The organism is Pelagibius sp. Alg239-R121 (assembly GCF_947331435.1).
Taxonomy (GTDB): Bacteria; Pseudomonadota; Alphaproteobacteria; order Kiloniellales; family Kiloniellaceae; genus Denitrobaculum.
Window position 1 is genome coordinate 419,947 of the sequence record NZ_CAMZOF010000005.1, and the last position, 23,635, is coordinate 443,581.

The 23,635-nt window shown below is 56.6% G+C and carries 22 protein-coding genes; 10 read left to right on the forward strand and 12 right to left on the reverse strand.

Going from position 1 to position 23,635, the window contains the following annotated elements; translation table 11 throughout:
* Nucleotides 1-46: 46 nt before the first annotated feature.
* Nucleotides 47-1,471 (forward strand): NADP-dependent phosphogluconate dehydrogenase, encoded by a 1,425-nt coding sequence (gene gndA, locus QMZ18_RS18320; RefSeq protein ID WP_282607776.1) that lies wholly within the window; start codon nucleotides 47-49, stop codon nucleotides 1,469-1,471.
* A gap of 67 nt (nucleotides 1,472-1,538) precedes the next feature.
* Here gndA and QMZ18_RS18325 read toward each other — a convergent pair whose 3' ends face one another.
* The 6 genes from QMZ18_RS18325 to QMZ18_RS18350 form a co-directional block, all read right to left on the reverse strand.
* Nucleotides 1,539-2,078, reverse strand: a complete 540-nt coding sequence (locus QMZ18_RS18325; RefSeq protein ID WP_282607777.1) for a hypothetical protein — start codon at nucleotides 2,076-2,078, stop codon at nucleotides 1,539-1,541.
* A 2-nt stretch (nucleotides 2,079-2,080) separates the two neighbouring features.
* Nucleotides 2,081-3,196 carry a hypothetical protein gene (locus QMZ18_RS18330; protein WP_282607778.1) on the reverse strand — a complete coding sequence of 372 codons (1,116 nt, stop codon included), beginning with the start codon at nucleotides 3,194-3,196 and terminating at the stop codon, nucleotides 2,081-2,083.
* Nucleotides 3,197-3,635: 439 nt separating this feature from the next.
* Nucleotides 3,636-4,184: a hypothetical protein gene (locus tag QMZ18_RS18335; RefSeq protein ID WP_282607779.1), complete on the reverse strand. Its 549-nt coding sequence runs from the start codon at nucleotides 4,182-4,184 to the stop codon at nucleotides 3,636-3,638.
* A 47-nt stretch (nucleotides 4,185-4,231) separates the two neighbouring features.
* Nucleotides 4,232-4,579: a cupin domain-containing protein gene (locus QMZ18_RS18340; protein WP_282607780.1), complete on the reverse strand. Its 348-nt coding sequence runs from the start codon at nucleotides 4,577-4,579 to the stop codon at nucleotides 4,232-4,234.
* Nucleotides 4,580-4,591: 12 nt separating this feature from the next.
* A complete protein-coding gene (locus tag QMZ18_RS18345) occupies nucleotides 4,592-6,235 on the reverse strand; it encodes a choline dehydrogenase (protein ID WP_282607781.1) in 1,644 nt (547 codons plus the stop codon).
* On the reverse strand, nucleotides 6,232-7,425 hold the full coding sequence (locus tag QMZ18_RS18350; protein WP_282607782.1) for a Xaa-Pro peptidase family protein: 1,194 nt from the start codon (nucleotides 7,423-7,425) through the stop codon (nucleotides 6,232-6,234). Before QMZ18_RS18350 ends, QMZ18_RS18345 begins: the two co-directional genes overlap by 4 nt.
* A 97-nt stretch (nucleotides 7,426-7,522) precedes the next feature.
* Between QMZ18_RS18350 and QMZ18_RS18355 the strand changes: the two genes are divergently transcribed.
* Complete coding sequence (locus QMZ18_RS18355) at nucleotides 7,523-8,356, forward strand: LysR family transcriptional regulator (protein WP_282607783.1); 834 nt, start codon at nucleotides 7,523-7,525, stop codon at nucleotides 8,354-8,356.
* A gap of 208 nt (nucleotides 8,357-8,564) precedes the next feature.
* Here QMZ18_RS18355 and QMZ18_RS18360 read toward each other — a convergent pair whose 3' ends face one another.
* The gene (locus QMZ18_RS18360; protein WP_282607784.1) at nucleotides 8,565-9,569 is read right to left on the reverse strand and encodes a GlxA family transcriptional regulator; all 1,005 of its coding nucleotides are present in this window, start codon (nucleotides 9,567-9,569) and stop codon (nucleotides 8,565-8,567) included.
* Nucleotides 9,570-9,634: 65 nt separating this feature from the next.
* Here QMZ18_RS18360 and QMZ18_RS37070 point away from each other — a divergent pair, with 65 nt between their 5' ends.
* The 3 genes from QMZ18_RS37070 (at nucleotide 9,635) to QMZ18_RS37075 (ending at nucleotide 10,894) form a co-directional block, all read left to right on the forward strand.
* The gene (locus QMZ18_RS37070; RefSeq protein WP_367575954.1) at nucleotides 9,635-9,727 is read left to right on the forward strand and encodes a DUF1272 domain-containing protein; all 93 of its coding nucleotides are present in this window, start codon (nucleotides 9,635-9,637) and stop codon (nucleotides 9,725-9,727) included.
* A gap of 23 nt (nucleotides 9,728-9,750) precedes the next feature.
* Nucleotides 9,751-10,230, forward strand: a complete 480-nt coding sequence (locus QMZ18_RS18365; RefSeq protein ID WP_282607785.1) for a protein tyrosine phosphatase family protein — start codon at nucleotides 9,751-9,753, stop codon at nucleotides 10,228-10,230.
* A 346-nt stretch (nucleotides 10,231-10,576) separates the two neighbouring features.
* Nucleotides 10,577-10,894, forward strand: coding sequence for a DUF6614 family protein (locus QMZ18_RS37075; protein ID WP_367575955.1), 318 nt, complete (start codon nucleotides 10,577-10,579; stop codon nucleotides 10,892-10,894).
* Between the two features lie 33 nt (nucleotides 10,895-10,927).
* Here the strand turns inward: QMZ18_RS37075 and QMZ18_RS18370 are convergent, their stop codons facing one another.
* Entirely contained in the window at nucleotides 10,928-11,443 is a 516-nt protein-coding gene (locus QMZ18_RS18370; protein ID WP_282607786.1) for a DinB family protein, read from the reverse strand.
* Between the two features lie 212 nt (nucleotides 11,444-11,655).
* Between QMZ18_RS18370 and QMZ18_RS18375 the strand changes: the two genes are divergently transcribed.
* Entirely contained in the window at nucleotides 11,656-12,174 is a 519-nt protein-coding gene (locus QMZ18_RS18375) for a hypothetical protein (protein WP_282607787.1), read from the forward strand.
* 332 nt (nucleotides 12,175-12,506) lie between these two features.
* Here the strand turns inward: QMZ18_RS18375 and QMZ18_RS18380 are convergent, their stop codons facing one another.
* The 4 genes from QMZ18_RS18380 to QMZ18_RS18395 form a co-directional block, all read right to left on the reverse strand.
* Nucleotides 12,507-13,343 (reverse strand): 2-keto-4-pentenoate hydratase, encoded by an 837-nt coding sequence (locus tag QMZ18_RS18380; protein WP_282607788.1) that lies wholly within the window; start codon nucleotides 13,341-13,343, stop codon nucleotides 12,507-12,509.
* An 87-nt stretch (nucleotides 13,344-13,430) separates the two neighbouring features.
* On the reverse strand, nucleotides 13,431-14,219 hold the full coding sequence (locus QMZ18_RS18385) for an aspartate/glutamate racemase family protein (RefSeq protein ID WP_282607914.1): 789 nt from the start codon (nucleotides 14,217-14,219) through the stop codon (nucleotides 13,431-13,433).
* Nucleotides 14,220-14,793: 574 nt separating this feature from the next.
* On the reverse strand, nucleotides 14,794-15,558 hold the full coding sequence (locus QMZ18_RS18390; protein ID WP_282607789.1) for a response regulator: 765 nt from the start codon (nucleotides 15,556-15,558) through the stop codon (nucleotides 14,794-14,796).
* Nucleotides 15,555-17,975 (reverse strand): ATP-binding protein, encoded by a 2,421-nt coding sequence (locus QMZ18_RS18395; protein WP_282607790.1) that lies wholly within the window; start codon nucleotides 17,973-17,975, stop codon nucleotides 15,555-15,557. Before QMZ18_RS18395 ends, QMZ18_RS18390 begins: the two co-directional genes overlap by 4 nt.
* Before the next feature lie 320 nt (nucleotides 17,976-18,295).
* Here QMZ18_RS18395 and QMZ18_RS18400 point away from each other — a divergent pair, with 320 nt between their 5' ends.
* Genes QMZ18_RS18400 through QMZ18_RS18415 form a run of 4 tightly spaced genes read left to right on the forward strand, consistent with a single transcriptional unit; the run spans nucleotide 18,296 to nucleotide 23,634 of the window.
* On the forward strand, nucleotides 18,296-21,028 hold the full coding sequence (locus tag QMZ18_RS18400; protein WP_282607791.1) for a molybdopterin-dependent oxidoreductase: 2,733 nt from the start codon (nucleotides 18,296-18,298) through the stop codon (nucleotides 21,026-21,028).
* Nucleotides 21,029-21,076: 48 nt separating this feature from the next.
* Nucleotides 21,077-22,057 carry a 4Fe-4S dicluster domain-containing protein gene (locus tag QMZ18_RS18405; RefSeq protein WP_282607792.1) on the forward strand — a complete coding sequence of 327 codons (981 nt, stop codon included), beginning with the start codon at nucleotides 21,077-21,079 and terminating at the stop codon, nucleotides 22,055-22,057.
* A 10-nt stretch (nucleotides 22,058-22,067) separates the two neighbouring features.
* Nucleotides 22,068-22,841 carry a molecular chaperone TorD family protein gene (locus tag QMZ18_RS18410; RefSeq protein WP_282607793.1) on the forward strand — a complete coding sequence of 258 codons (774 nt, stop codon included), beginning with the start codon at nucleotides 22,068-22,070 and terminating at the stop codon, nucleotides 22,839-22,841.
* 10 nt (nucleotides 22,842-22,851) lie between these two features.
* Entirely contained in the window at nucleotides 22,852-23,634 is a 783-nt protein-coding gene (locus QMZ18_RS18415; protein ID WP_282607794.1) for an ethylbenzene dehydrogenase-related protein, read from the forward strand.
* Nucleotide 23,635 lies beyond the last annotated feature (1 nt).

A 23,635-nucleotide genomic window follows, 5' to 3' on the forward strand; every position in this document is an offset into this window, starting at 1 on the left:
CGGGGGGCAACCGGCCTTCCGTCAGTTGGGAATTTCAAGGGGTAAAATGGCTAGTAGCGACAAGGAAAGCGCCGTAATAGGCTTGCTCGGATTGGGGACAATGGGGGCCAATCTTGCCCTTAATATCGCGGAAAAGGGCTTCAAGATTGCTGTTTTCAACCGCACAGTGGAGACAACGCGCAGGTTTCATGCGCAATCGGGCGGGTTGGCGCAGCAAATCGTGCCTTGTGACGTCCTGGAAGACCTCGTTTCAGCCCTAAAACCCCCCCGCTCCATCATTTTGATGCTGCCGGCAGGGGAGATTTTGGACCAGCAGATTGCGGTTCTGCGGGAGCTGCTGGATCCCGACGACTTGATCATCGACGCGGGCAATGCGAATTTCCACGACACCAACCGGCGGACCGCCGAGGCCAAGGCGACGGGCGTACCCTACCTGGGGATCGGCGTCTCCGGTGGTGAGGAAGGTGCACGCCACGGCCCCTCCATCATGGGCGGTGGCCCCCGTCCAGCCTGGGACCGCGTGTCGCACATTTTGGGGGCGATCGCCGCGAAACATGACGGCCAGGCCTGTGCCCAATGGATGGGTGAAGGTGGTGCCGGTCACTTCGTGAAGTCGGTCCACAACGGCATCGAATATGCCGACATGCAGATGATCGCCGAGGTCTACGGCATCCTACGCGACGGCTTCGGCATGACGGCGGCGGCAATCGGAGAGGTCTTCGCCCGCTGGAACAAAGGTCCGCTGAAATCCTACCTGATCGAAATCTCTGCCGAGGTCTCAAGCTGCCGGGACGCGCAAAGCGAAAAACCTATGCTGGACGTGATACTGGACCGTGCCGGCCAGAAGGGCACCGGACGCTGGACGGCGATCGAGGCGCTGCATCTGGCTTCGCCCGCGACGGTGATCGAAGCGGCGGTCGCCGCGCGCAATCTCTCTTCAAGGCTAGGGGAGCGGAAGGCCGGCGAAGCCATCTTCGGTGCCGCCCCGCGCGCCCTCGCGCCGGACGCGCTCACCATCGATGCTTTGGAGAACGCGCTGATCGCCGGGAAGATCGTTTGCTACGCCCAGGGCTTCGGGCTGTTGGCTTCGGCCTCGGATGCCTACGGCTGGTCGCTTCCTCTGCCGGAAGTCGCGCGGGTCTGGCGGGCCGGCTGTATTATCCGCTCAAGCATGCTCAACGACATGGCCGAGGCCCTGACGAAAAACCCGACCCTCAATCTAATGTTCTCGGATTTCTTTGCCGCGCGTCTAAAGGGAAGCGAGCTGGCGTTGCGTGAGGTCGTTGCGGCCTCGGCGCTTGCGGGATTACCGGCCCCTGCCTTGTCATCGGGGCTCGCCTACTTCGATATGATGCGCACGAGCCGCTCGACCGCCAACATGATCCAGGCGCAGCGGGACTTTTTCGGTGCGCATAGCTTCGAACGTATCGGTGAAGAAGGGGCGCACCACGGTCCCTGGCATAAGGGGTAGGCAAGGGGGAGGCGGGTTGTTGCTTCTTCGGCGGGGCAACTACTGCTCGTTCAGTTCCTCTGCGCGTTCAGTTCCCAGGGTAAGTTTCCTGCCGGACCTCGATCGCGACACCGGTTTCGGCATCAAAGGCGATGCGCCGGTTTTCGACGGTGTGGATGACAAAGCGTCCCTGACAGTCGAAGCCGACGCTATGCCCCCAAAGGAAGTGAGAGACCGTTGGCTTGAGGTTGGATTCGTCTTCAATAATCTCCGACAGCGTAACGCGCCGGATAATTTCGTCCCGCCGCCAAAAGGTAATCATCACGGTTTCGGGCTTGTAGTCCTGCTGAAGCAGGTTCCGCCCGTGGTAACCGACTACGAAGTGTTCGCCGTCGTCGGCGAGGTGGGCGTCCCGGTACCAGCCCGGCATGCGCCAGAGAATCCGGTGGCCGGTGACGATACGGGTTTCAGCGGGATCAACGTCCATCTGGGCGCAGAATATTCCGCTCGGCGCGCACAGAGATTTGTCGGCGGGTGCCCTCGGCGGCGCATCGGCATGAACCCGTGGGCTGAGAAGCAGAGCCACAAGGACGGTAAGGCGAATGACGTGGGCGTTGTGGGAAGCCATGGTCAGCCGGTTTCCGTTTTGACGATCGCAGCCTGCAAAAAGATTATCAGCCAGAGCGCTGTTTTCCGGTTTAAAAACAGGACGTAGAGGCGCTTCTGGTCAGCCTCGACAAGGACTCCATCCGACAGAGGCACATCGCTTCGTGTAATCCGCGTCACTGCGTTGCAGGGCAGGCGCTGCTGCCAGAACTTCAAACCGAAAAGGCGATACTCGATGACAATTTCTGCGCGGGTAATGCGAAGCGTCTGACGTGCTCCCATTGTAACCAGGATCAAAAACAGCGCGAGAGAAAGAGAGAAAATCAGCGATGTCATTCCTTCTTCGACGAACTGTCCGGCTTCAATGACCGAGCTGGTCCCGACCAAGACAAAGAGTGGTGCCAGGACGACGGCGAAAACCAACGTGGGGCGAAGCTTCACCCAGAGCAAACCGGAGGCTTCACCCCATTTCGCGCCAGGAGGCGGCGGTTCCGTAACGTCGAAACCGGCCGGAAGCCTCCCTTCGCGCGCCAGCGCGGTGAGTGGCTTGTGAAGTTCCTCTGCGGCGCGTTCGACACTCTGGCCCGCTTCCGTCCGGACGACCGGCAAACCCAAAGCCTCTGCCCAACGCGTACAATCATCCTGCAACTGCGGTGAATCCTGATGGGCGAATATTTCGAAACTGCGGCTCGGTTCGACATGATCGAGGGTGATGACCTGTACCGTGTAATATTTCCTGCCGTACTTTGTGAGATAGGACCTTGTCTCCTCGTGCCATCGAACCTGGCGATAGTTTTCTTTCGGTTCGCGCCAGAGCAAGCCCCTCCCGTCCAGGCAAAGGATTTCGTCTTCCTCAAGACGGTAGATACGTTTCTTTTTCAGCCGACCCAGGAAAACCCGCAGGCTCCAACCGGCAAAGAACAACGCCCCCAGGGAAAAGCCGGCAAGGGGGATGACGTCCTCGCTCGGGTCGTCGTAGGGGCCGTAGTTATCCTGAATGAGTTCGTAAACAAAGAAGCTGCCGAAAATGAGGCAAATCACCAGGCAAATGAGCAAACCAAACAGTTCCGATTTGCCCGGGTCGTGGGTGACACTTAAATGCAGGGCGGCATTGCTTGGCCGCTTGGAGGAAGCTGGCACGGTGCGGCGCCTTCAAAATTGTTTCCGACAGACAAAAGATCTAATCGCAACGAGCGTAATTAATGGTTCTTCGGAATCTGTATCAGGAGTCTGATGCAGGTTCGTGCCAAAGACAAGTTATCCTGGAATTTCTACCTGAGCTTCCTTGAGGCCGGCTGTTGTGCCGCGGTTTAACACTGTTGGCAATGGGGGGCTAGTGACTGCTTCGAGTCCTTCTGCGACGTTAACCGCAGTGTATTAAACCGAACGAAACGGGCGGAAAGTGCGCGTTCGCTGCAACTTGCACGACCGGCTACACTGCGGATAAAGCGCCAATTCGCTGTCCAGACTCCAGTGGCAGCTATCTGCGCATCTTTATATACAGCACGTCGGCATCAACTGACCTGATCGTCTGCAGGGAGTTCATCCGTTACAACTTCGTGCAGCTTTTGACAAATTGCTACTGAAGCTCTTCCACGTCTGTAGGTTTCCGGAGCATCGCGTGGAAGTTCGCCATTGTGAATTCGATCTCGCCACCGCTGGTCCAGTCAAACAATGAGCGTGTCACCTGCGTGGTCGCGCCTTCGTAGATATGAATGGCATAGCTTGGCATGTCGCCTTCTGCCGTCACTGCATGGACGGCATCAGGCCCGAGGCTCACGACCTCTCCTTCCAACACCACTCGGTTCTTGGCATGGCGCAGGCGGTCTGCGTCGCGGTGGTATAGGATTTCAACTTCATTTCCCCGGTACACAGCAATATGCACGGTCATGAGGTGCTCGTGGGGAGGCAGCACGACATCAGAATGGTAGCGGCATGTCCAGATGGAACAGGTCTCGTTTTCGAAGATCAGGACCTCGTCGTCAGGTTGCCTGGCAATTGCTTCGGCCATTGCTGTTTTGTCCGAGATACTTTCCTCCAGCAGGCTCCGAAGGGCCGCTGTGGGGTTTTCACAAGCTGCCGCGGAGCAGGCGCGTTCAACAAAGTTCTCGAGAATAGACGGTTCCATTTTTGACGTCTTCCCATTGCGCATGCATGCGCGCAGTCTTCATTTGGTTACTGGTTCTGCCACTTCACTTGAGTCCCGCGGTTCGACGCGGATGCGAATGTGTCGTGATACATGTAGCTATTGCGAATGGGTTCCGAGATGACCCAATCTGCGCTGGCTCCGCTATGAACAGTCAGCGTATCGCCGGGTTGCAGATCTACGGAGGCACCATTCGAAAAGGTCAGAACGGCCACACCTTCGCGAACATACATCGTAACGGTACGGTCATAGTCATAGCTGAATGCGGGATCGGCACATTCCCAAATCTCCCAACTCGCGATTTTGCGTTTGGTGTCTTCAGTAGCCCTACGTCGCTTGAATTGATCAGAATCCAGAATGCGTTCGTTCAGTCTCATACCGGGGTCCTTTCAGTTGGCGCGGTGGTATGGCACCACCTCAGGCGGGAGTGGGGCGCGGTCCAGAATTTTGTCGGCCGCTTTCTCTGCGATCATGAAGACGCAGGCGTTGATGTTGGCACTTGGCACGGCGGGAATAACCGAGGCATCGACAATGCGCAGCGCGTCTATTCCACGGAACTTCAGATTCAGGTCGACGACGGCACGCGCATCACCGTCTGCACCCATCCGCGCGGTCCCGCAGGGGTGATAGGCCGACGACGCGTCTTCGCGAATGAAGTCACACCATTCGGCATCGGTGCGCACATGAACGCCCGGCAAGTCTTCGCGGTGGTGAAACTCCTTGAACGCGGGCTGCGACAACAGCTCACGACCCAGTTTCAATCCTTCACGCATGACGAACCAATCGCTGTCCGTTGCCAGATAGTTCGGGTCAATCAATGGCGCATCGTTTGGATCGGCCGAGGCCAACCTGACCGTGCCGCGACTTTCGGGGCGCATGGGTCCCGCCCCGAGGCGATAGCCGTTCTTGTCGGGATCGGGTATCCAGTTCGGCCCAAAGAGGATAGGGAAGAAATGGAACTGGATATCTGGATGGGTCGTTTCAGGCGTTGAGCGCAGGAACGCACCTACGTGGCACTGATTCACCGCTGCTACGCCGCCCTTCCAGCCAAACCACTGCATTCCGGCCCAGACCATCAAATGCGGCTTGAGGTATTTGTTGAGCGAAACTGACTTGACAGTTTCGACCTGAATATGCGCTTCCAGGTGATCTTGCAGGTTCTCGCCCACATTGGGAGCATTGAACACGACCGGCACGTCATGTGCTTTCAGATGCCCCTCGGGACCAACACCAGACAACATTAACAATTGCGGGGTACCAAATGCCCCGGCAGACAGGATGACTTCGCGGCTGGCGCGGACATGGTGCCTGTTGCTGCCTTTGGCGAATTCGACACCTACGGCACGGCCTTTTTCGACAAGCACGCGCAAAACCTTAACGCCGGTCTTGATCTCCAGATTCCTTCGTTTTGGCTGGGAATGCAGATAGGCTCGCGCTGAGGTGCTGCGAATGCCGCCTTCGACCGACATCTCAAACCGGCTGACGCCCTCCTGAGAATATCCGTTTACGTCCTCCGTCAGAGCGTGACCCGCCTGCTGGCCTGCCTCCAGAAAGGCATTGTTGAGCGTGGATAGTTCTTGTTGAGTTTTAACACCCACCATACCCGTGGTGTTGCGATATTCGTTCCTGGGACCATCGCGGCGCTCAAACCTCTTGAAGTAAGGCAGACAGTCGGCAAAAGACCATCCTGCGCAGCCCTCGACCTCGACCCAATCATCATAATCGCGCGGGTTTCCACGTAGAAAGGTCATCCCGTTAATCGAAGACGACCCGCCCAGTGCCTTTCCTCGCGGCTGATCGATCTCGCGGTTGTTGAGGAATTTCTGGGGCGTCGTCTTGAACCAGTAATTGTACTTGCTGGTCGGTTTGAATGCCGAGCGCAAACCGGCTGGCATCTGAATGATCCAGTTGCGGTCATCTCCGCCGTGTTCAAGCAACAACACCGAGAAACTGCCATCCTCGCTCAACCGGTGGGCCAGAACACAGCCCGCCGTGCCGGCGCCGACGATGACATAGTCATATTCAGTTCTCACAGGTAGTCTTCCTCGAACGGACAATCAGTCAGAGAAACGGGGCCGTCGTTCGTAATCAGAACTGGCTGTTCAAGCTTTACGCCTTCGTCACCACCCACTGGGCCAATATAACTTTCGACACAAACGGTCATACCTTCCATGAAAGTGCCGGAGTACTGCCAGGTCTCGTGGTCTTCAGGATAGTAGATGACCGGGTACTCCACTCCGAATCCAATGCCGTGAATCATCTCGGCATAGCGGTTGGGCACATAGATATCGTGCATCTTCCATGACAACTCGCCAAATTCCTCGAATGTCATGCCGGGACGCAGCAGCGCCATGTTGTGCTGCATCTGCTCAAATGCATGAGCATAGAGTAGACGCTGTTCATCGGTCGGATTTCGGTCGCCAACGACAAAGGCACGCGTTTGGTCTGCGAATACCCCGCCGGGGCCGATCAGGTCGCTGTCAAAAACCAACATTTCTCCGTTTGCGATCAGCTTGTCCGTGGTCTCGGTGAACCATGGGTTTGTGTGATGCCCCGAAGTCAGAAGGCGAGTTTCCTGGTATTCGCCTCCATGGCCCATATTGTATTCGTTCATCTTCGCCAGCAGGAAATTCTCGGTCACGCCCGGTTCGGCAAACTGACGCATATGAGCAATTGCATCTGTGCAGACCTGCATCGAATTCCTGATGATCGCTACTTCGTCCATTGACTTGATAGAGCGGGCCAATTCCATTGGACCCTTAGCGTCCTTCATTTTGATGCCGCGATGTTGCATGGCCAGCGTCGGCAAGAGGTCAGCGCGGTCAATGCCCAGGGTCGCGCCACGGCCGCAGGTTCGATGCAGCAGGTCGACGATCTCGTCCGCCCATTTGTTCGCATGCTCCTCGGCACGGTTGCCTGACCCGAAATAATCCCAACTCCTTGCCGGGCGCGTTTCGTCAATGGTTTCGAGGTCGTCCGAAAGATGCTTGGCCCCGCCATAGTCGAACAGGACAATCGGCCCTTCGACCGTCACAAAGACGTAGCGGGACAAATGATGCGAGGTCCAGACCTGCATATTCCGACATCCTGTCGCATAACGCAGGTTCAGCGGGTCAAACAGCACTGCGGCGTCCATCTTGAACTGCGCCAGCAGTTCGCGCGTACGGTTCAGCCGATACGCACGTACGCGTTTCTCGTCGATGATATGCGGGAGATCCAGCATGATTCACCTTTTTGGAGCATGACTGGTCAATTCTGGCGATGAATGATAATTCAAACAAACTAAACTACTTTAACCAATAATAAATGGATTCTTAATCATGCCCGCTGCCCTGGATCTGGCACTGATCAAGACGTTTTTGACGGTGATCGACGCAAAGGGATTTAAACCCGCCGCCGAGCAGATGTACAAAACACCGGCAGCCGTGAGCCAGCAAATCAAACGGCTTGAGGAAATTCTTGGAAAACGGGTTCTGGAGCGAAGCAATCAGGGAATTTCCCTGACCTCGGCGGGCGAAATTCTGAAAGAAAAAGGCCAGAGATTGTTGACCCTGAACTATGAACTTCTAGGTGATCTGCGGGAAAATGAACTATCAGGGCAGCTTAACTTTGGTGCCCCCACCGATTACGCACCGACATTGCTGCAGAAGCTATTGCCGATCTTCCAAACAGATTTCCCGCGCGTTTTGCCGAACATAACTCTGGAACCCAGCCGTGTTCTTCGGCGAAGGGTCAATGCAGGCACATTGGATATGGCAATTGTCGCTCGCGAACCTGGCACCAACGAAGGAAGCGAACTTTGGACTGAGGAAATCGCCTGGTTCAATTCCACCCTGAATGGAGATGAACCAGCACGTGTTGGTGTTCTCACCACGGATTGTGTATTGAGAGAGCATGCGCTCCACCATCTGAAGGAAAGCTCATGTGCTTTCGACCTCGTATTGGAAGCGGCAACCGTTGCGTCTCTCCGCGATGCCGTGGAAGCAGGGTTCTGTCGAGCTTTGCTACCCACTTCAATGGCAGAGCGTTTTGCGCCCGCACCACTTAAGAATTCACTACAAACCCTACAGCTCTCGTTCTGCCTCATTGCAGGCCCTCGTTTCGACGCGGATACTACAAAAAAAGTCTCTGCGAAATTTAGAAGGGCGCTCTAATCAGAAATTGAGCGCATAATTTGGAGTGTCGGGCGACGACTGGTCTTGTCGACCGCGATGTCTGCTTGTTCCGACAAACGCCCATTCGAACGCGTCGCAGCATGCGGTAGTTCAAGCTCGAACCAGCCGTTCGCTGCCCGCCGCACCAATGGCGACTACGCGGACGAAGAGGTCATTGATGAAATGTCAGTTAGAGGAAATTGCAGGCCTATGCTGCTCGGATCCCCTGCCTATAGTCGGACGGCGATACGTTTAGCAGGCGCATGAAGGCGCGGCGCATGCGTTCTTCATCGTTGAAGCCGCATTGCGCCGCAATCTGCTTCATGCCCAGATCAGTTGTCTCCAACAGATTACGGGCCGCTTCCGTTCGTATCGCTTCTACTGCCTTTGCCGGTGTCAATCCCATCTGTCTGGAATAGAGTCTTGAAAAATTGCGGGCGCTCATATTCACCCGTCCGGCCAGAACCGCGACCCCAAGGTTCAGTTTAAGATTTTCCGCTATCCACTGATGAAGGCTTTCGAACCGCCCGGTCGCATCCAACAACTGTCGGTTCAGAGTGGGACTGAACTGGGACTGACCGCCGGAGCGGGCCATATGCGTGACCATTGATCTTGCGACCTGAAGTGCGGTCGGCCGTCCCAAATCTTCTGCCACGATCGCCAACGCCATATCCATTCCGGCAGTTATGCCAGCCGAAGTCCACACATGACCATCCTTGATGTAGATGGGGTCAATTTCGACCTGAACAGCTGGAAATTCTTCTTCGAGCGTTTTGCAATCATCCCAGTGTGTAACCGCCCTGCGACCGTCCAGAATGCCGGTTGCCGCCAAAACCAGGGCACCCGAACATACCGAGCAGACGCGCTGTGCGGTTGATGCAAGCTTCGAGATCTTTTCCAACAACGCCCTGTCCCGCATGGCGGTGTTGGCACCATCACCTCCTACGACCACAAGTGTGTGGATTCGACGTTTTAGGTAACTGGAGATCGGTTCGCTTGGGATAGAGATCACGGTATTGGTTTCTACCATGCCACTTTCGAAGGACGTTACTGCGCATTCATATCCATTTGCCCCGGTTTCCGGGTCGAGCGCATGAGAGAAAACCTGCAGCGGGCCGACAAGATCCAGCAGGACAATGTCGGGATATACGACAAAAACCACCTGTCTGGGGTCATTATCGGAATTACGAGAATTGGCAGAAAAAGAGGTCATGTTGTCATTCATGCCATGCCTAATTCTATTAGTCTATCAGGTTACGGAATGAAGTTTTCCTCAAGTTGATAGTTAAACCGAATTACGAATGTTGCGACAAAGGTCCGCCACCTTCGTCGACCGACGCCCGAATGTGCAGATTCGAATGCGCGCCCTGAATACCTGATGATTGGAGAGTGCGATGCGCGATTTACCGGACATCTTGAACTGGAGAAGGCTCGATGACAGGATCACCTTGTCGGGCCAGCCGACAGAAGAACAACTCGCCGAAATCCGAGACCTCGGCGTAACCCATGTCATCAATCTCGGGCCTCATCACAACAAGGGTGCACTTGCGGATGAAGCAGGCACGATCGTGACGCTTGGTATGGAATACATTTACATTCCAGTGGAATTCGGCAATCCGACGGATGAAGATTTTGCAAAGTTCTGTGACGCCATTGAAAGCTGTCCCAACACACAAATCCACGTGCATTGCATTTACAATGCACGCGTTACCGCTTTCTTCTATCGCTATGCCAAGACTGGACAAGGCATTTCCGAGGCGGAGGCTCACACGCTGATGGACGGCATTTGGAAACCGGGGAACGATTGGGCCAAATTCATTGGAAGCCAGGAAGCCGTCGGTCAGCCGAACCGCTACGCTGGCGAGGACTACTGACAACGGCCCAAATTGCTTTCCAGTACTGAGCCCAAACGCGACGTTGTCGCATGGGCTATTCGGTCGAAGATCAGATGCCAGCGATGAGCAATTCAGTTCTCGCTTTAAAGCTTTTTTTGATCGATTGAGATCACGGGGCTTGGTCACTTCGGCCCGCTTTGTGCGAATTGAGCCGCATTGAGAGAATGATGCTCAACCACCCGGTGCGGGATAACACAAATCGATTGAATTCACCGATATGGAGGAAGCCGAGAACTGCTGTCCCTATGCGGAAGCAAATGAGGAACCGCTCTCCGGCTAGAAACTGTGATTTGATATGACTGAACGACGACCCGAATACTGCTCAATGTTTGGAGCCTTTGATTTGCAAGCCGGGAACGATCTAGTTTCGTTCAAAAAAGCCTTTGACGGCTTTTGCGAGCACCTACGGCAACAGGGTCATGTGCATTCGTGGCGACTTTGGGAAAGATTACCCCATGGTGGGTATGACAACAGGCCACCGCCAGTTCCAATTCTGGTCGAAATGCGGTTTCACGATCATCCCGCGTCACTTGCGTGCTATAAATACGTTGAGGCAAATCAAGAACCGCTTCGAACTTTGCATAGATCGATGAATCAACAGATCAACGACACCTTTTTTGCTTTGTACCGGGAACTGGGTTGATACGCGACTGCGTTTCGGGTGTTTAATCCGAAGTCACATGCGCAGAAAACGCTCTGGCATGAATGGCACGTCCGTATCATCTGGCTTTGCGCCAACCGATGTCAGCATCGCATGAATTTGCCCACGATGGTGCGTCTGGTGATTAAACAGCTGTATCACCAGAATCTTTTTCGGTTTTGTAACATCACGGCCAAGTGCGCCAGAAAACCAGCCTAGGTCACCTTCGAACCAAGTCGGCGAAACTTCATGTGCCCATTGCAAGATCCGCTCATCAAAGACCTTTCTATCGTCGCGGAATTTGTCCCAGCTCTCGATGAGAGCGACAGACTCCGGAATGCCGCCGTCTGGCGCTTGCGTTCCTGCAAATCTGCTCAGCCAAATCATGTCGCCCCAGTAAATATGTGAGAGGGTTTGCTGAATCGAGCCGAAGAATGACCCCCGATCTTTCTCTCGTTCGGCAGCAGATAGGCTGTCAGCCGCTGCAAGCAGGCTTTCGTTCTGCCAGAGGTTATATCTGGCCATTGTGAGCGTGTATTCTTTGTCGGGCATAACCGTTCCTTTGAAAACAGAGTGTTACCGGCAAGAAACCCTAAAGCAGACAATAGGGCAATGGCTGGTTTGTCCGTGTTGTCACCATTGGTGCGGAGCACAGCGAACAGCTGGTTCGGGCCCGATTTCTTGTTAAGCGCGCTACCACGATGTTCCGGTTTCGTTACCGTAGGATACCGCCCCTTTCCGGCTTCGCTCCCTTGAACGACAAAGTGATCCATTTTGACGCCTCGACCGTACTGACGATGGATACCAAGGTTGACCTCAATAGGGAGACTGAAGCAATGACCGACGACGCGAAAAAACGAAAGGACCTCATGGCGGAGCTCATCCGCCAGGCGGTTGAGCACGTTGACAGGACAGGGCAGGCCACCGAGGCCGAAGAGAGCTTCGACACGCAGGCCAGAAGCGACAACCAGTGGGTGGTCGCCTATCACGGCGGCTTCAGGACGTTGCTCGATTACCTCCGGACCGGGACCGGTATGATGCTGCAAGATCTCTGGATCACGCACCTGCGAGGCTACGCCCAGGGGCACGCGAATAACGAAGCCAAAAGGCTTTGGGTCATCAGGATCCGGTCGTCGCTTTTTCTGAGCGTGGCGCGCGGGCCCGATACGTTGGAGCGTGAGCCGCCACGTGCCCCGGGCGAAAGCGATCATCGTTGGACCATCGCCCCCGGCTGGCTCCATCAGGAATGGCAGAACGGCAACATAGAAATCCTGGAGGCATGACGCCAGGCGCCGTCAGCGTGGGCACCGCGGGAACGATCAACGAAACACGGCAACCCGGCCACTCTCTGTACGCGTCGCCAAACAACTATAGGCTTCGGTTCGAACAACTGCCTGAATCGATACAGCAGTGGCTGAACCCAAATCCGCCGTTTGGTGCTGCCCGTTAAATTGGATCTGTTTGGGGCTTTTGAGACATAGAGCCGGTGGCAATTCGCACCCCAAAGCGGACTATCCAGCTAATTCAATTTTTTTAGCAAGACACACTGCCGGTGTCTCGCCGGGTGTGCCAAGATAGGCGCTATAAGTCTATCGTCTTGCGAACGGCCTTGATTTCAATTGTTCCGTTCAAACTCGATGACGACCGTACCGAGCATGCCAAAGTCCGCATGAACAACGTCCCCGGGCCGCACTGGATCCAAGCCAGTGCATGTGCCAGTCGCGACAATTTCTCCGGCCCTAAGGCCTACACGGCGATTGGACAGGTGGTTCACGAGCCAACACAAGACGTTGAGCGGGTCACCCAATGCCCGGCTGCCCGTTCCTGTTCCCCCGGGGACGCCGTTGATCGTCATCATGACGCCATGCTCGCGTAAATTCTGTCCGCAGAATTTCACCCAGTTCCCTGTGGCAAGCGCGATGTTCACGCCGCCGTCCGCTGTCGTAAGCAACCTTCCTTTGCCTTCAAGTCCACCTGAGAAGCGGGTTCCCACAACCTCGATGGCACCGGTCACGCCATCGATTGCATCAGCAATTTCAGCCAGGGTGTATTGCTCAGTGCGCCAAGGAAGATCCCGACCGATGCGAAAGACGAACTCCCCCTCCACTGCAGGCATCTGCTCAGGAACGATGTTAATCCGGGCGGGACTTTCGTGAACAAAGGGAGCTAGGAGAACGCCCAGGCCGGGCTCGTCTGTCGAGAGGAGCCGCTGGGCCTCCTTGCTGGTCGAGCCTACCTTGTAGCCGCATCGGGGTAACTCACTTAGTTCCACGATGGCTTCCTGCACTTCGTAGGCTTCAGCCTTTGTCTTTGGCAGGTCATTTCTCGTGGCGTCAATGGTGTGCCCGAGGCGTCTCGCTTCCCAAAGCTCATAGGCCAAGTCGTTCAAGAAAACCCCCGATAAAACAGCGTCGACATCGAGTATCCTATTGAAGGCGCGGACGTCATTCAACGCCTCCGGTCGTCGACTGGAGTATGTTACGATCACACGGAATCATTCAGGCCGCTGGATGCCAGTTCCTTTATTCTGGCAGTGCCCTCAGGGTCGCGCAGTTCGGCATTGTTCAAAAGTTGCCCGGGCCAAAATTTCCGCAGTGTCGAAACATGGAATGTCTATATCTTCCTGCCTGACAATAAGTGGAATTTCAGTACAGCCAAGAACAACCCCTTCAGCCTGCGGATAATTTGATATTACATCCAGCACTATTTTTCGGGTTGTCTCGTTCACTGTTCCATTACAGACGGCGACAATAGACTGGGTGATTAATTTCTGGCACTGAAGATTGGGAACCAGTGCTTCAATATTGTAATTCGCCAAGTGCGATTGATAAATACTATGCTTCAAAGTGTTTTTTGTGCCAAGCAACAGAACATTTTTCAGGCCAGCACGCTGTATCGCCTTCGCTGTTTCTTCAAGAATGTTCATTACAGGCACATTTGCTGCTTTGATGACGGCATCAATATGTATGTGAGCAGTATTGCAGGGGATAGCCAGCAGCTGCATTCCAGCTTTTTCAAGTAAGTTTACACTGTCGACGAGATATTCACACAACTCCATGTCAACACCACCCTCAACATTGTCTGGGGATGGAATGTTGTGGATCAACATTTCGGGGTATTCATAGTTGAACCTGGCTTGAAGTTCGCTCTGAAATAATTTGATTATGCGAAGATAAAATGCGGCGGATGCTTCTGGTCCCATTCCCCCAAGTACGCCGACATTCAGGTAGTTATGTCTTTTCATCACAAGTCCGCCATTGTTTAATCTGACCTCAAATAGGATTGGTATCGGTAAACATCTTTGCCACCCCGGCAACATTGTCCCCATCACTTTCAAAAACCCACTCCGGGGCCTTGAATAGTTTCCGGTTTTCCGTCCTTAAGTGCCAGGTCGGACGATGAAATCAGATCCCATTTCTGAACATAGTTCATGTGCCGGTTGCCATCATCCAGATTAGCGATGGCCGTCGCGGTACTGTCAACTCAATGAAGACAAAACCGGCTCGAGAGAATTTACTGATCGACTTACGCGGTAACACTCAAAGTGCACTATGTGTTCAAGGCTGGGGCACGGAACTTACGTAGTGTCTTATGGCGGATCAGATGGCGTTGAACAAAAAAACTATTGTAAATTGCAGGGTAGGTTGGGAGGAATCGCTGGGCTGATGCTGGTGATATAAAACGCTGCATTCGTCATTCGCGTTATCGAGCCGGTAAATGCGAGTTTTCTGTGGGGTTATTGAGATTGCAGGTGCATTCCTCACTCGAAGCAGTGCCGATCTCTCTTGGTCTTCTGGTTTCAACTCGACTGTCGAAGTTCTGGGCCAGTTTTTTTATCAGCGGAGGCGAGAAACTAGCCTTCTCTGCCTCAAACCGGTTTGTTCGGACACTGACGGCAGCACCTATGGGCTGATGCTTGAATCAACGTCGGCATCCGGATTGAAGAGATAGCCTGCGCCGTGCACTGTGACGATCCAGCGCGGGAACTTCGGGTTCGGCTCGAGGTACTTTCGAAGGCGGGCAACCAGCACATCGATGGAACGGTCGTTGTGAGACCATTCGCGATGGCAGATGCTTTGGGTCAGCAGGTTCCTGTCCAGAATTTCTCCGGGATGCGTCAGAAAGACCGCGGCAAGACGGGTTTCGGCCAGGGTCAGTTGATGGACAACGCCACTCACAATCAGCCTGCGGGTGGTTTGAATCAGCCGGAAGCATCCGTATTCGATCTCGCGTGAAGGCAGGGGCAGCGGAGAGGCATTGCGCGCCAGAAGAAGATTACGGATCCGCAGGGAGAGCTCCGTCGCACTGAAGGGTTTGGTGATGTAGTCCTGTGCTCCCAATCCCAAACCCAGCGTCCGGTCGTGTTCGTCGTCCAGAACACTTAGAATGATCACCGGGCAATCACATTTATCCTTGATCGTCTGCAGCAGGAGCAAGCCGTCGCAATCTGGCAGACGGCGATCCAGCAACACCAGATCCCAGGCCTTCTTCCTTAACTGCCGCTCCGCCTGTTCCGCCGTGCCAGCCTCTGAAACCGCATAGCCCTCCGCCAGGAGGAGTTCCCGCAAAAGCACGCGAACAACCTGATCGTCGTCGACCACCAAAATGCTGTCGGGCTGCTGCACGGCAACGGAAGGCGGATGAGCCTGGGCCGGTCGAGGAATCATCTGCTCACCTCCGCAGCCAGCGCACGTGCCCGCTTTGGCGCCGTCCGCAAGTGAGGATCCAGAAGCACCTGCCAAGCCCCAAGGTCCGGCCGCTGCTGACCGCGGCGGCACTCGAACTCCAGATCCCTCAGCATAGCCGCCAAATCCGTAATTCCCATGACGGCACAGCTGCTCGCAACACGATGCGCAAGATCTGCGAGACGATGAAGGTCGCCATCCGCCAAAGCTGCACGAAACTTGCCGGCCTCACCGTCCCATTGGGTCGTGAAGGCTGCAGCCATGGCATCGACGATCCGGGGCGATAGATCCGAGAGGCAGTTTGCGGACGTCTGCGGCTGGGTCTCCGGGCGCTGTGCCGGGATCTCTCCGCCCTCGGGCAGGATCGCCCGGATCAGGGCATCGCCCGCGGCTGGCTTTGCAAGCAGCGCATCGAAGGGATGGCCTTTGCCATTCGTTCTGGAGACCAGATCGGCGTTTGCCGTCAGGGCAATGAAGCGCGGTGCGTCGCCCGCCATGCCGTCACTTCGCAAGCGGCCAACAAGCGTCGCCCCATCACCGTCTGAAAGATAGTAGTCGACCAGGAATACATCGAACGCGGTCTCCCTGGCGCAGGCAAGGGCAGCTGCAGACGTCTCTACCTCCATGACAGACATGCCGCGCCGCCGAAGCTGGTCAGCCGTCACCATCCGGCTGATCTGGTCATCATCGACCAGCAGGCAACTTAAGCGCTGCGTTGTCGGGACAGCATCATCCGGGGCAGCATCGTCCAGGACAGTGACCCGCGGGTCGTCGGGCGCGGCCCGCACCTCTACACGTCGATAAGGCAGATCGAACCAGAAAGCGGCGCCACCTGCCCGGCGATTGCGAAACCCAATGCTCCCCCCCATCGCTTCGATCAAGCGCCGGGAAATAGCCAGTCCCAGACCCGCACCGCCGTTCCCCGCGCCCGGTTTACGGGCGGCAAAGGGCTCGAAAAGTATATCCCCCACGTCGGGGGCTATGCCGGGGCCGTTGTCCAATACTTCAAATCTCAGAAGCGGCCTGTCGCCGTCTCCTCTGCGACGCCGGACCGTAATCTTCACACCGGCTCCGCTGTCATTACGAATGGCGTTGGAGACCAGATTCGTCAGTATCTGTTGGGTCATATCCCAATCGATTAACACCGACTGCGGCAGATTTCCGGCAACGGAGAAGCTCATCGGCACCTTGGCCTGGCGCGCCCAAACCAGGGCAAAATGGCAATAGTCCTCGAAACGGTGCAGCAGGCGGCAAACCTGCAGTGTCGGTTCGGGCGGCCGCGCTTCCAGGCGCGAATAATCGAGAACCTTGTTCAGGGTTTGCAGAAGGTGCCGCCCCGCGGTCTCAATCGCATCGACATAGACGGCGTGCCGTTCGGTCTCGGCATCCCGCAGCAGCTCCGTGGCGCCCAGAACACCGTGTAAGGGTGTGCGGATCTCGTGGCTCATGGTGGCAAGAAAACGGGACATTGCGCGCCGCGCCCGCACAGCGTCCTCCGTCGCGCGTTGATGGGGGGTGACGTCGTGAAGGATAACGACATAGCCGAGCCTGGTGTTTTCCAGTGCATCGTGGATTGCCCGTTCGCGCAGATCGAAACACATCGGCCCCTGACGCGTGTCCAGCCACACCGAACCGTCATCGCCATCATCTGCCGAAGAGGCCGTATTGATCACTTCCTCCAGCGGTGTTTTGCGGCCGCGCATCGAGGTCAGATAGACGATCTCGCCGGCGCCCGCTTCGCCGACGAACAGCTCCGCTGCCGCTTGATTGGCATTGATCAGCCGGCGCTGCCGGTTCAGGAGAAAGGCCGGATCGCGCAGACTTTCGAAGACTGAGAAGTAGCGATCCTTGTCTAGTGTGACACTGCGCGCCCGGGCCTGCAGCTCCATCAGACGTTCATCTTCGGTCGCTTCGGCCCAATCCGCGCCAATACTCAACTCAGCGGCGTCGAAAAAACCCTGCAGCCCGTTTTGCGCCTCGGCCACAGCGCCGGCGTCGGTTGAGAATTCGACAGCGGCATCGAGATAAAGTGTCCGGAAGTGCTTGAAGAGACCGAGATAAAGCTGCAGCGTCACGCCGAGTGATCTGTGCCGCTGCGCCACCTCTCGCATTTGGATAAAACGAGGGTCTCTTTGGTAGTCGATTTCCGCTTCAGGCCTATCGAGCGAAGTCATCTCGCTTGTTAGATAAGTCGAGATACAGTCGGTCAGCGTATCGATGGCCTCGATCCACGCGGCCCGGATTGTCGTGGTATATTGGGCGTAGCCGTAATCCTTGGCGACTTGGATCGCCTGGTCCACCAAGAGCTCGCGCTTACTCCGCAAGAAGTCTGGCAGACTTGCTGGGCATTGATCGGCAGCACCAGCCTCAATCGATTGTTCCCGGGCAGTAAACGGCATTTACCCTCCCTGGAGCCTGATCGTTTTTCCCTGGTTCAGAGAAAGCCGTGTATCAGCCTCAATATCGTACTCTGGGATCGACCATGGCCCGTCCCAGTTATTCTTGCTTGCGGTAACTACAGCACTTTCCACGCTTGGCGGCAATCGCGGAGCGCCGTTCGTTTACATTTGCATTACAACTTTTAACATACCTGCAGCCTTCTCAGTCCCACTTCCCGCTACGCTTAGGACAAAGAATTGCGATCCGTTGCCGCGCCAAGTTCCGCGGTGGCTGGCCTCAAAAAACGGCCAGAGAACGGACGGCCAAGGGGAGAGAGGCAATGCTGAGGGTAAAGCGTCGGGAATTCCTGAAAGGGGCGAGTCTCGCCGGTGCCGGTGTGCTAGCCGCAAACAATACCTGGGCGCTCAATCGTCTGGAGCCGATCGAAGATACGCTGGACGCGGAATATCCCTATCGTGATTGGGAAGATCTCTATCGGCGCGAGTTCACCTGGGACAAAGTCGGCAAGGCGGCGCACTGCATCAACTGTGTGGGCAACTGTGCCTTCGACGTCTACGTCAAGGACGGCATCGTTCTGCGCGAAGAGCAGCTCGCAAAGTATCCGCAAATCAATCCCAATGTGCCCGATGCAAACCCGCGCGGCTGCCAGAAGGGTGCCATCCACTCGGCAGCGATGTACGAGGGCGACCGGCTGCGCTACCCGCTGAAGCGGGTTGGCAAACGCGGCGAAGGTAAGTGGCAGAGAGTTTCTTGGGACGAGATCACCGAAGAAATCGCCGATAAGGTAATCGACATCTTCGAAAAGCACGGGCCCGGCAAGCTGATGACACACACCGGCTCTGGCAATCTGTCGATGGTGCGTCTCGCCGCTCCTTACCGTTTTGCTTCGCTGGTGGGCGGTGTGCAGCTAGATATCTTTACCGATGTTGGCGACCTCAACACAGGCGCGCATCTTGCCTATGGTAATCCCCTGGAGAGCTTCACGTCGGACGCCTGGTTCGACGCGGACTACATCATGCTGTCGCTGTTCAATCCGAATGCGACCCGCATTCCTGATGCCCATTACCTTTGGGAAGCCAAGTACAACGGCGCGCGGGTGGTCTCGGTGGCGCCCGACTACAATCCCTCCTCGATCCACGCAGATCTCTGGATGCCGATCAAGCAGGGCGCGGACCCCTTCCTCGCCATGTCCATCGTGAACGTAATCATCGAAGAAGGACTCCATAAGCCTGACTTCGTCAAGGAGCAGACCGATCTTGTCGTACTGGTTCGCGAGGACAACGGCAAGCTGCTGCGCGAAGCGGATCTGAAGGACGGAGGATCGGATCAGGTCTTCTATCATTGGGACTTGAAAAGCGGTACCGCTGTCGCAGTCAAGGGCTCCATGGGATCGGAAGAAAAAACGCTTCAGCTGGGCGAGATCGATCCGGCAATCGAAGGCCGTTTTCAGGTCGACGGCATCGCCGTCACGACCGTGTTCGAAAAGGTGAAGGCGGAAGCCGCAAAGTTCACACCGGAAAACACCCAGGCCGAAACCGGCATTCACCCCGACACCGTCCGGCAGGAAGCCCGTCTCTTCGCGGCAGCGCGCAAAGCCATTTTGATGACCGGTTTCAACATCGGCCGCTATTCCAACGGCATCTACACCGGCTGGGCGCAGTCCCTGATGCTGGCCCTGACCGGTCATGGCGGCAAGACAGGCGGTTTCGATACCTCCTGGATAGAATGGAATCATGGCAAGCTGCTCGAACTCGCCCTCTTCGGATTTAAGAAGTTCCCCCGGTTGGAAGCCGGTGGGCTTGGCGAATTCCTGCGCGGCAAGATGATCGATCACGCACGGCAGCACTTCGACAACGAAAAGCTCAAGGCGCGTGTCGGCTTCGATATCGACGAGATGGAGACCATGATCAACGAGTCGGTGGATAAGGGTTGGATGCCCTACCACGGTGACATGAAAGGTTTGATCTCCATCGCCGACAACAAGTTCCGCCGCAACAAGCATGCCGACAAATACCGCGAGCGGATTCTGGAAGAGGTCGAGGAGCTGTTCGTCGACATCAACGTGCGAATGGATTCGACCGCGCAGTGGGCCGACTATCTGCTGCCTGCGGCCAGTCACTACGAAGCCTGGGACCTTCGTTCGGTCGGCTACCATCGCTTCGTCAATGTCTTCTCACGGCCGGTCGACCCTATCGGCGAGGCAAAACCCGATTGGGACATCATGGAATTGCTGACCCGGAAGATTCAGGAGCGGGCGGTCGCACGGGGCGTCGGTGCCTATCCGGACGGCAACGTCAGCCGGGATCTGCACACCATCCACGACGACTTCACGATGGGCGGCAGTCTGATCACCGACTACGACGCCACCAAGTGGCTTGTCGACAACGGTCCGGAATTCGGCGGCGTCACCCTCGAGGAAGGTGCCGAAAGAGGGTTCTTCGTGATGAGTGCAGAAGGCGGAGCGAACCAGCCGATCCCCGCGTCCGAGCCTTACAATCCCTTCCTCTCACAAACCGAGGGGAAAAAGCCTTACGATACCTTGACCGGTCGCATCACCTTTTACTGCGACCATCCGCGCTTCATGCAACTCGGGGCCGCAACCCCGACAGCGCGACATCACGCGGGGCGGGAGGCCTCGAACTACCCGCTATCCTTCTATTCGCCGCACACCCGATGGGGCATTCATTCGAACTGGCGATCCAATAAATTCATGATGCGCCTGCAGCGAGGCGAGCCCAACATTTACATCAGCCCGAAACTGGCGGCCGCACGCGGCATCGTCGATGGGGGGCGAGTTCGGATCTTCAACGGGATCGGCGAGTTCTTCGCCCAGGCCAAGTTCTATCCCAGTCTGCCCGAGACCTCGATCATGATGGAGCATGGTTGGGAGCCGCATCAGTACGAACAGGGCAAGCCCATGAACAACACCATGGCGACACTGATCCAACCATTGGAACTCTGCGGCGATTGGGGGCATCTCGGCTTCAAGCTCTGGAAGTACAATGCCAACCAGCTGGCGCACGAAAGCAGTGTCGATGTCGAGCCGGCGTAAGCCGACAGGTGATTTGGCGATCCAACAAAGAATCGGTGGAGAGATAAAATGGCTGTGAAACGTCAGCTCAGCATGGTCATGGACCTCAATAAGTGTATCGGCTGTCACACCTGCACGTCGGCCTGCAAGCTGCAGTGGACGAACAGGAACGGCCGGGAATTCATGTATTGGAACAACGTCGAGACCATGCCAGGCACGGGCTACCCCCGCGACTACGCTGAGATGGGTGGCGGCTTCGATGAAGAAGGCGCACTGCGGCTCGGCAAGGAGCCGGGCGCCGAAGACTACGGCATTCCCTGGGAGTACAACTACGAAGAAGCTCTGATGACGGGGACCGACCCGTGGCTACGCCCGAACGTAAAACCCACCTGGGGCGCAAACTGGGACGAAGACCAGGGTGAAGGCGAATATCCCAACAGCTACTACTTCTATCTGCCAAGACTTTGCAATCACTGTGAAAACCCGGCCTGTCTCGCTGCCTGCTCGCGCAACGCGATTTATAAACGTCAGGAAGACGGGATCGTACTGATCGATCAGGAGCGTTGCCGCGGTTACCGCTACTGCGTCAGCGCCTGTCCCTACAAAAAGGTCTACTTCAACGAAGAAATCTCGAAGTCGGAAAAGTGCATCTTCTGCTATCCGCGCATCGAAAAAGGCCTGCCCACCGCCTGCGCGAAGCAGTGTGTCGGCCGCATCCGCTGGATCGGCTACCGCGACGACGAAGCCGGACCGATCCATCTTCTGGTGGAAAAGTACAAGGTGGCGCTGCCGCTGCACCCGGAATGGGGCACCAAACCAAACGTCTTCTACGTGCCGCCCCTGTCGCCGCCGAAGATCGGCGAGGACGGCGCGCCGACGGCCGAGTCCCGCGTGCCGGTCGACTATCTGGAAGGCCTGTTCGGCGACGGCGTCAAGGCGGCGTTGGACACCCTGACCGCGGAACGGCAGAAAAAGGCCGATGGAGCGGACAGCGAGTTGATGGATACTCTGATCGGCTACCGGCACGCCGAAATGTTTAAGCTGAGCTGAGGCCGAAGCGGTGTCAACGAAACGAACTCAGGCATTGCCCGGTGGGAATTCGGCGGAGCGCGCAGCCGCAAAGGAGACGATTTGGCGACTGTCCGCCATCGCCCTTGGCCATCCAACGCCGGAGCTGCAATCCGCAATCGAACAGGGCAGCTTTCATGAGGCATTTGACACCGCCTGGAGCACGGTCACCGGTCGGCCCTGGCCACGAGCCCTCGCGTCGCGGGATTTCGCCCACCTGGAGGCAGGTTACATCACGGCATTCCTGCATGGGCCGGTGGGTAAACCTATCGCTTCCCTGTTGGCGGGAGACCACGAAAGCCTTTTGGCAGGCCTGTCGAGGCCGGTGTTCATGCTCAATATCTCCGCCTTCTATCGCCACTTCGGCCTGCAAGCGGCGACTGGCGACGAAGGGCGCAACGACGAACCTGACCATCTAGCCAGCATGCTGGAATTCATGGCTGTGCTGGCCCATCTGGAGAGTCGCACATTGGCGCGTGGCCGGGATCCGGCCGACAGCCGCCGGGCGCAGCGGGATTTCCTTCAGCGGTATCTCAGCCCCTTGCTATACACCGTTGCCGAGGGTCTGCGTGAACGACCCGCCGGCAAGCTGGATCGCACCCTCGCGCAGCTTGTCAGCGAACTGCCGGATTGGGCCAGTGGCCAGATCGCCGAGTTGGAGGCACGTGTCGGTCCTTATCACGATACGGACGCGGCAAGGAGCAATCCCGGTCTGGGAGCGGAAGGGCGCAAGGCCCGCGTTATCGACCAGAACTTATGGGGATGAGGAGAAGGCTATGAAATGGGCCCTGACCAGCGGTTTCACCGCAGCAACCTGCGTCACGCTCGCGTTTGCCGGCGTATCGTTCGCCGCCGGAGATACAATTATCGAGGCGAACGTTAAGGCGCTTGAACCCGGCGATGAAGTGGCTGTGGCGCGCATTCCCGACGGTATCTACCTGCGCTCGGTCAACGATCCAGATGACATCATCTGGGAGCGTTTGCCTGAATACCGGATGCATCTCGCGTCAGCACCACCAGTCCATCAGTCCGTGGAGCTTCGGATCGACGAAGACGATCCCGGGCACGATGTCTACTTCAGCCTCGCGCGAACCTCAGACCGGTTTTACGTGCGCTTACGCTGGCGCGACGAAACCCGAGACACTTCGACTCTGCTTGACCGCTTCCGGGACGGCGCGGCGGTGCAGTTTGCGATCGGTGGAGATGAAACCTCTTACATCATGGGCAGCGGACCGGACGAGCCGGTGAACATCTGGTACTGGCGCTCGGACGCCAACAAGGTCGAAAACCTGGCAGCCGGCGGTCCGGGCAGCACGACCCGACTGGAAGAACAATCCGTCAGCGGCGACAGCCGCTACATGACCGGCAAGGAAAGCCTGGCCAATCAATGGGTCGTCGTCATGTCCAGGCCGATCGCAGCGGCCGGAGAACACCAGGTTTCGCTTGAGCGCGAACAGGTCCCGATGGCCTTTGCACTCTGGCAGGGCAGTGACGGCCAACGCGACGGACTGAAGCGAGTCTCTGAGGACTGGATTCTTGTGAATCTGGCCGCCCAGTAGA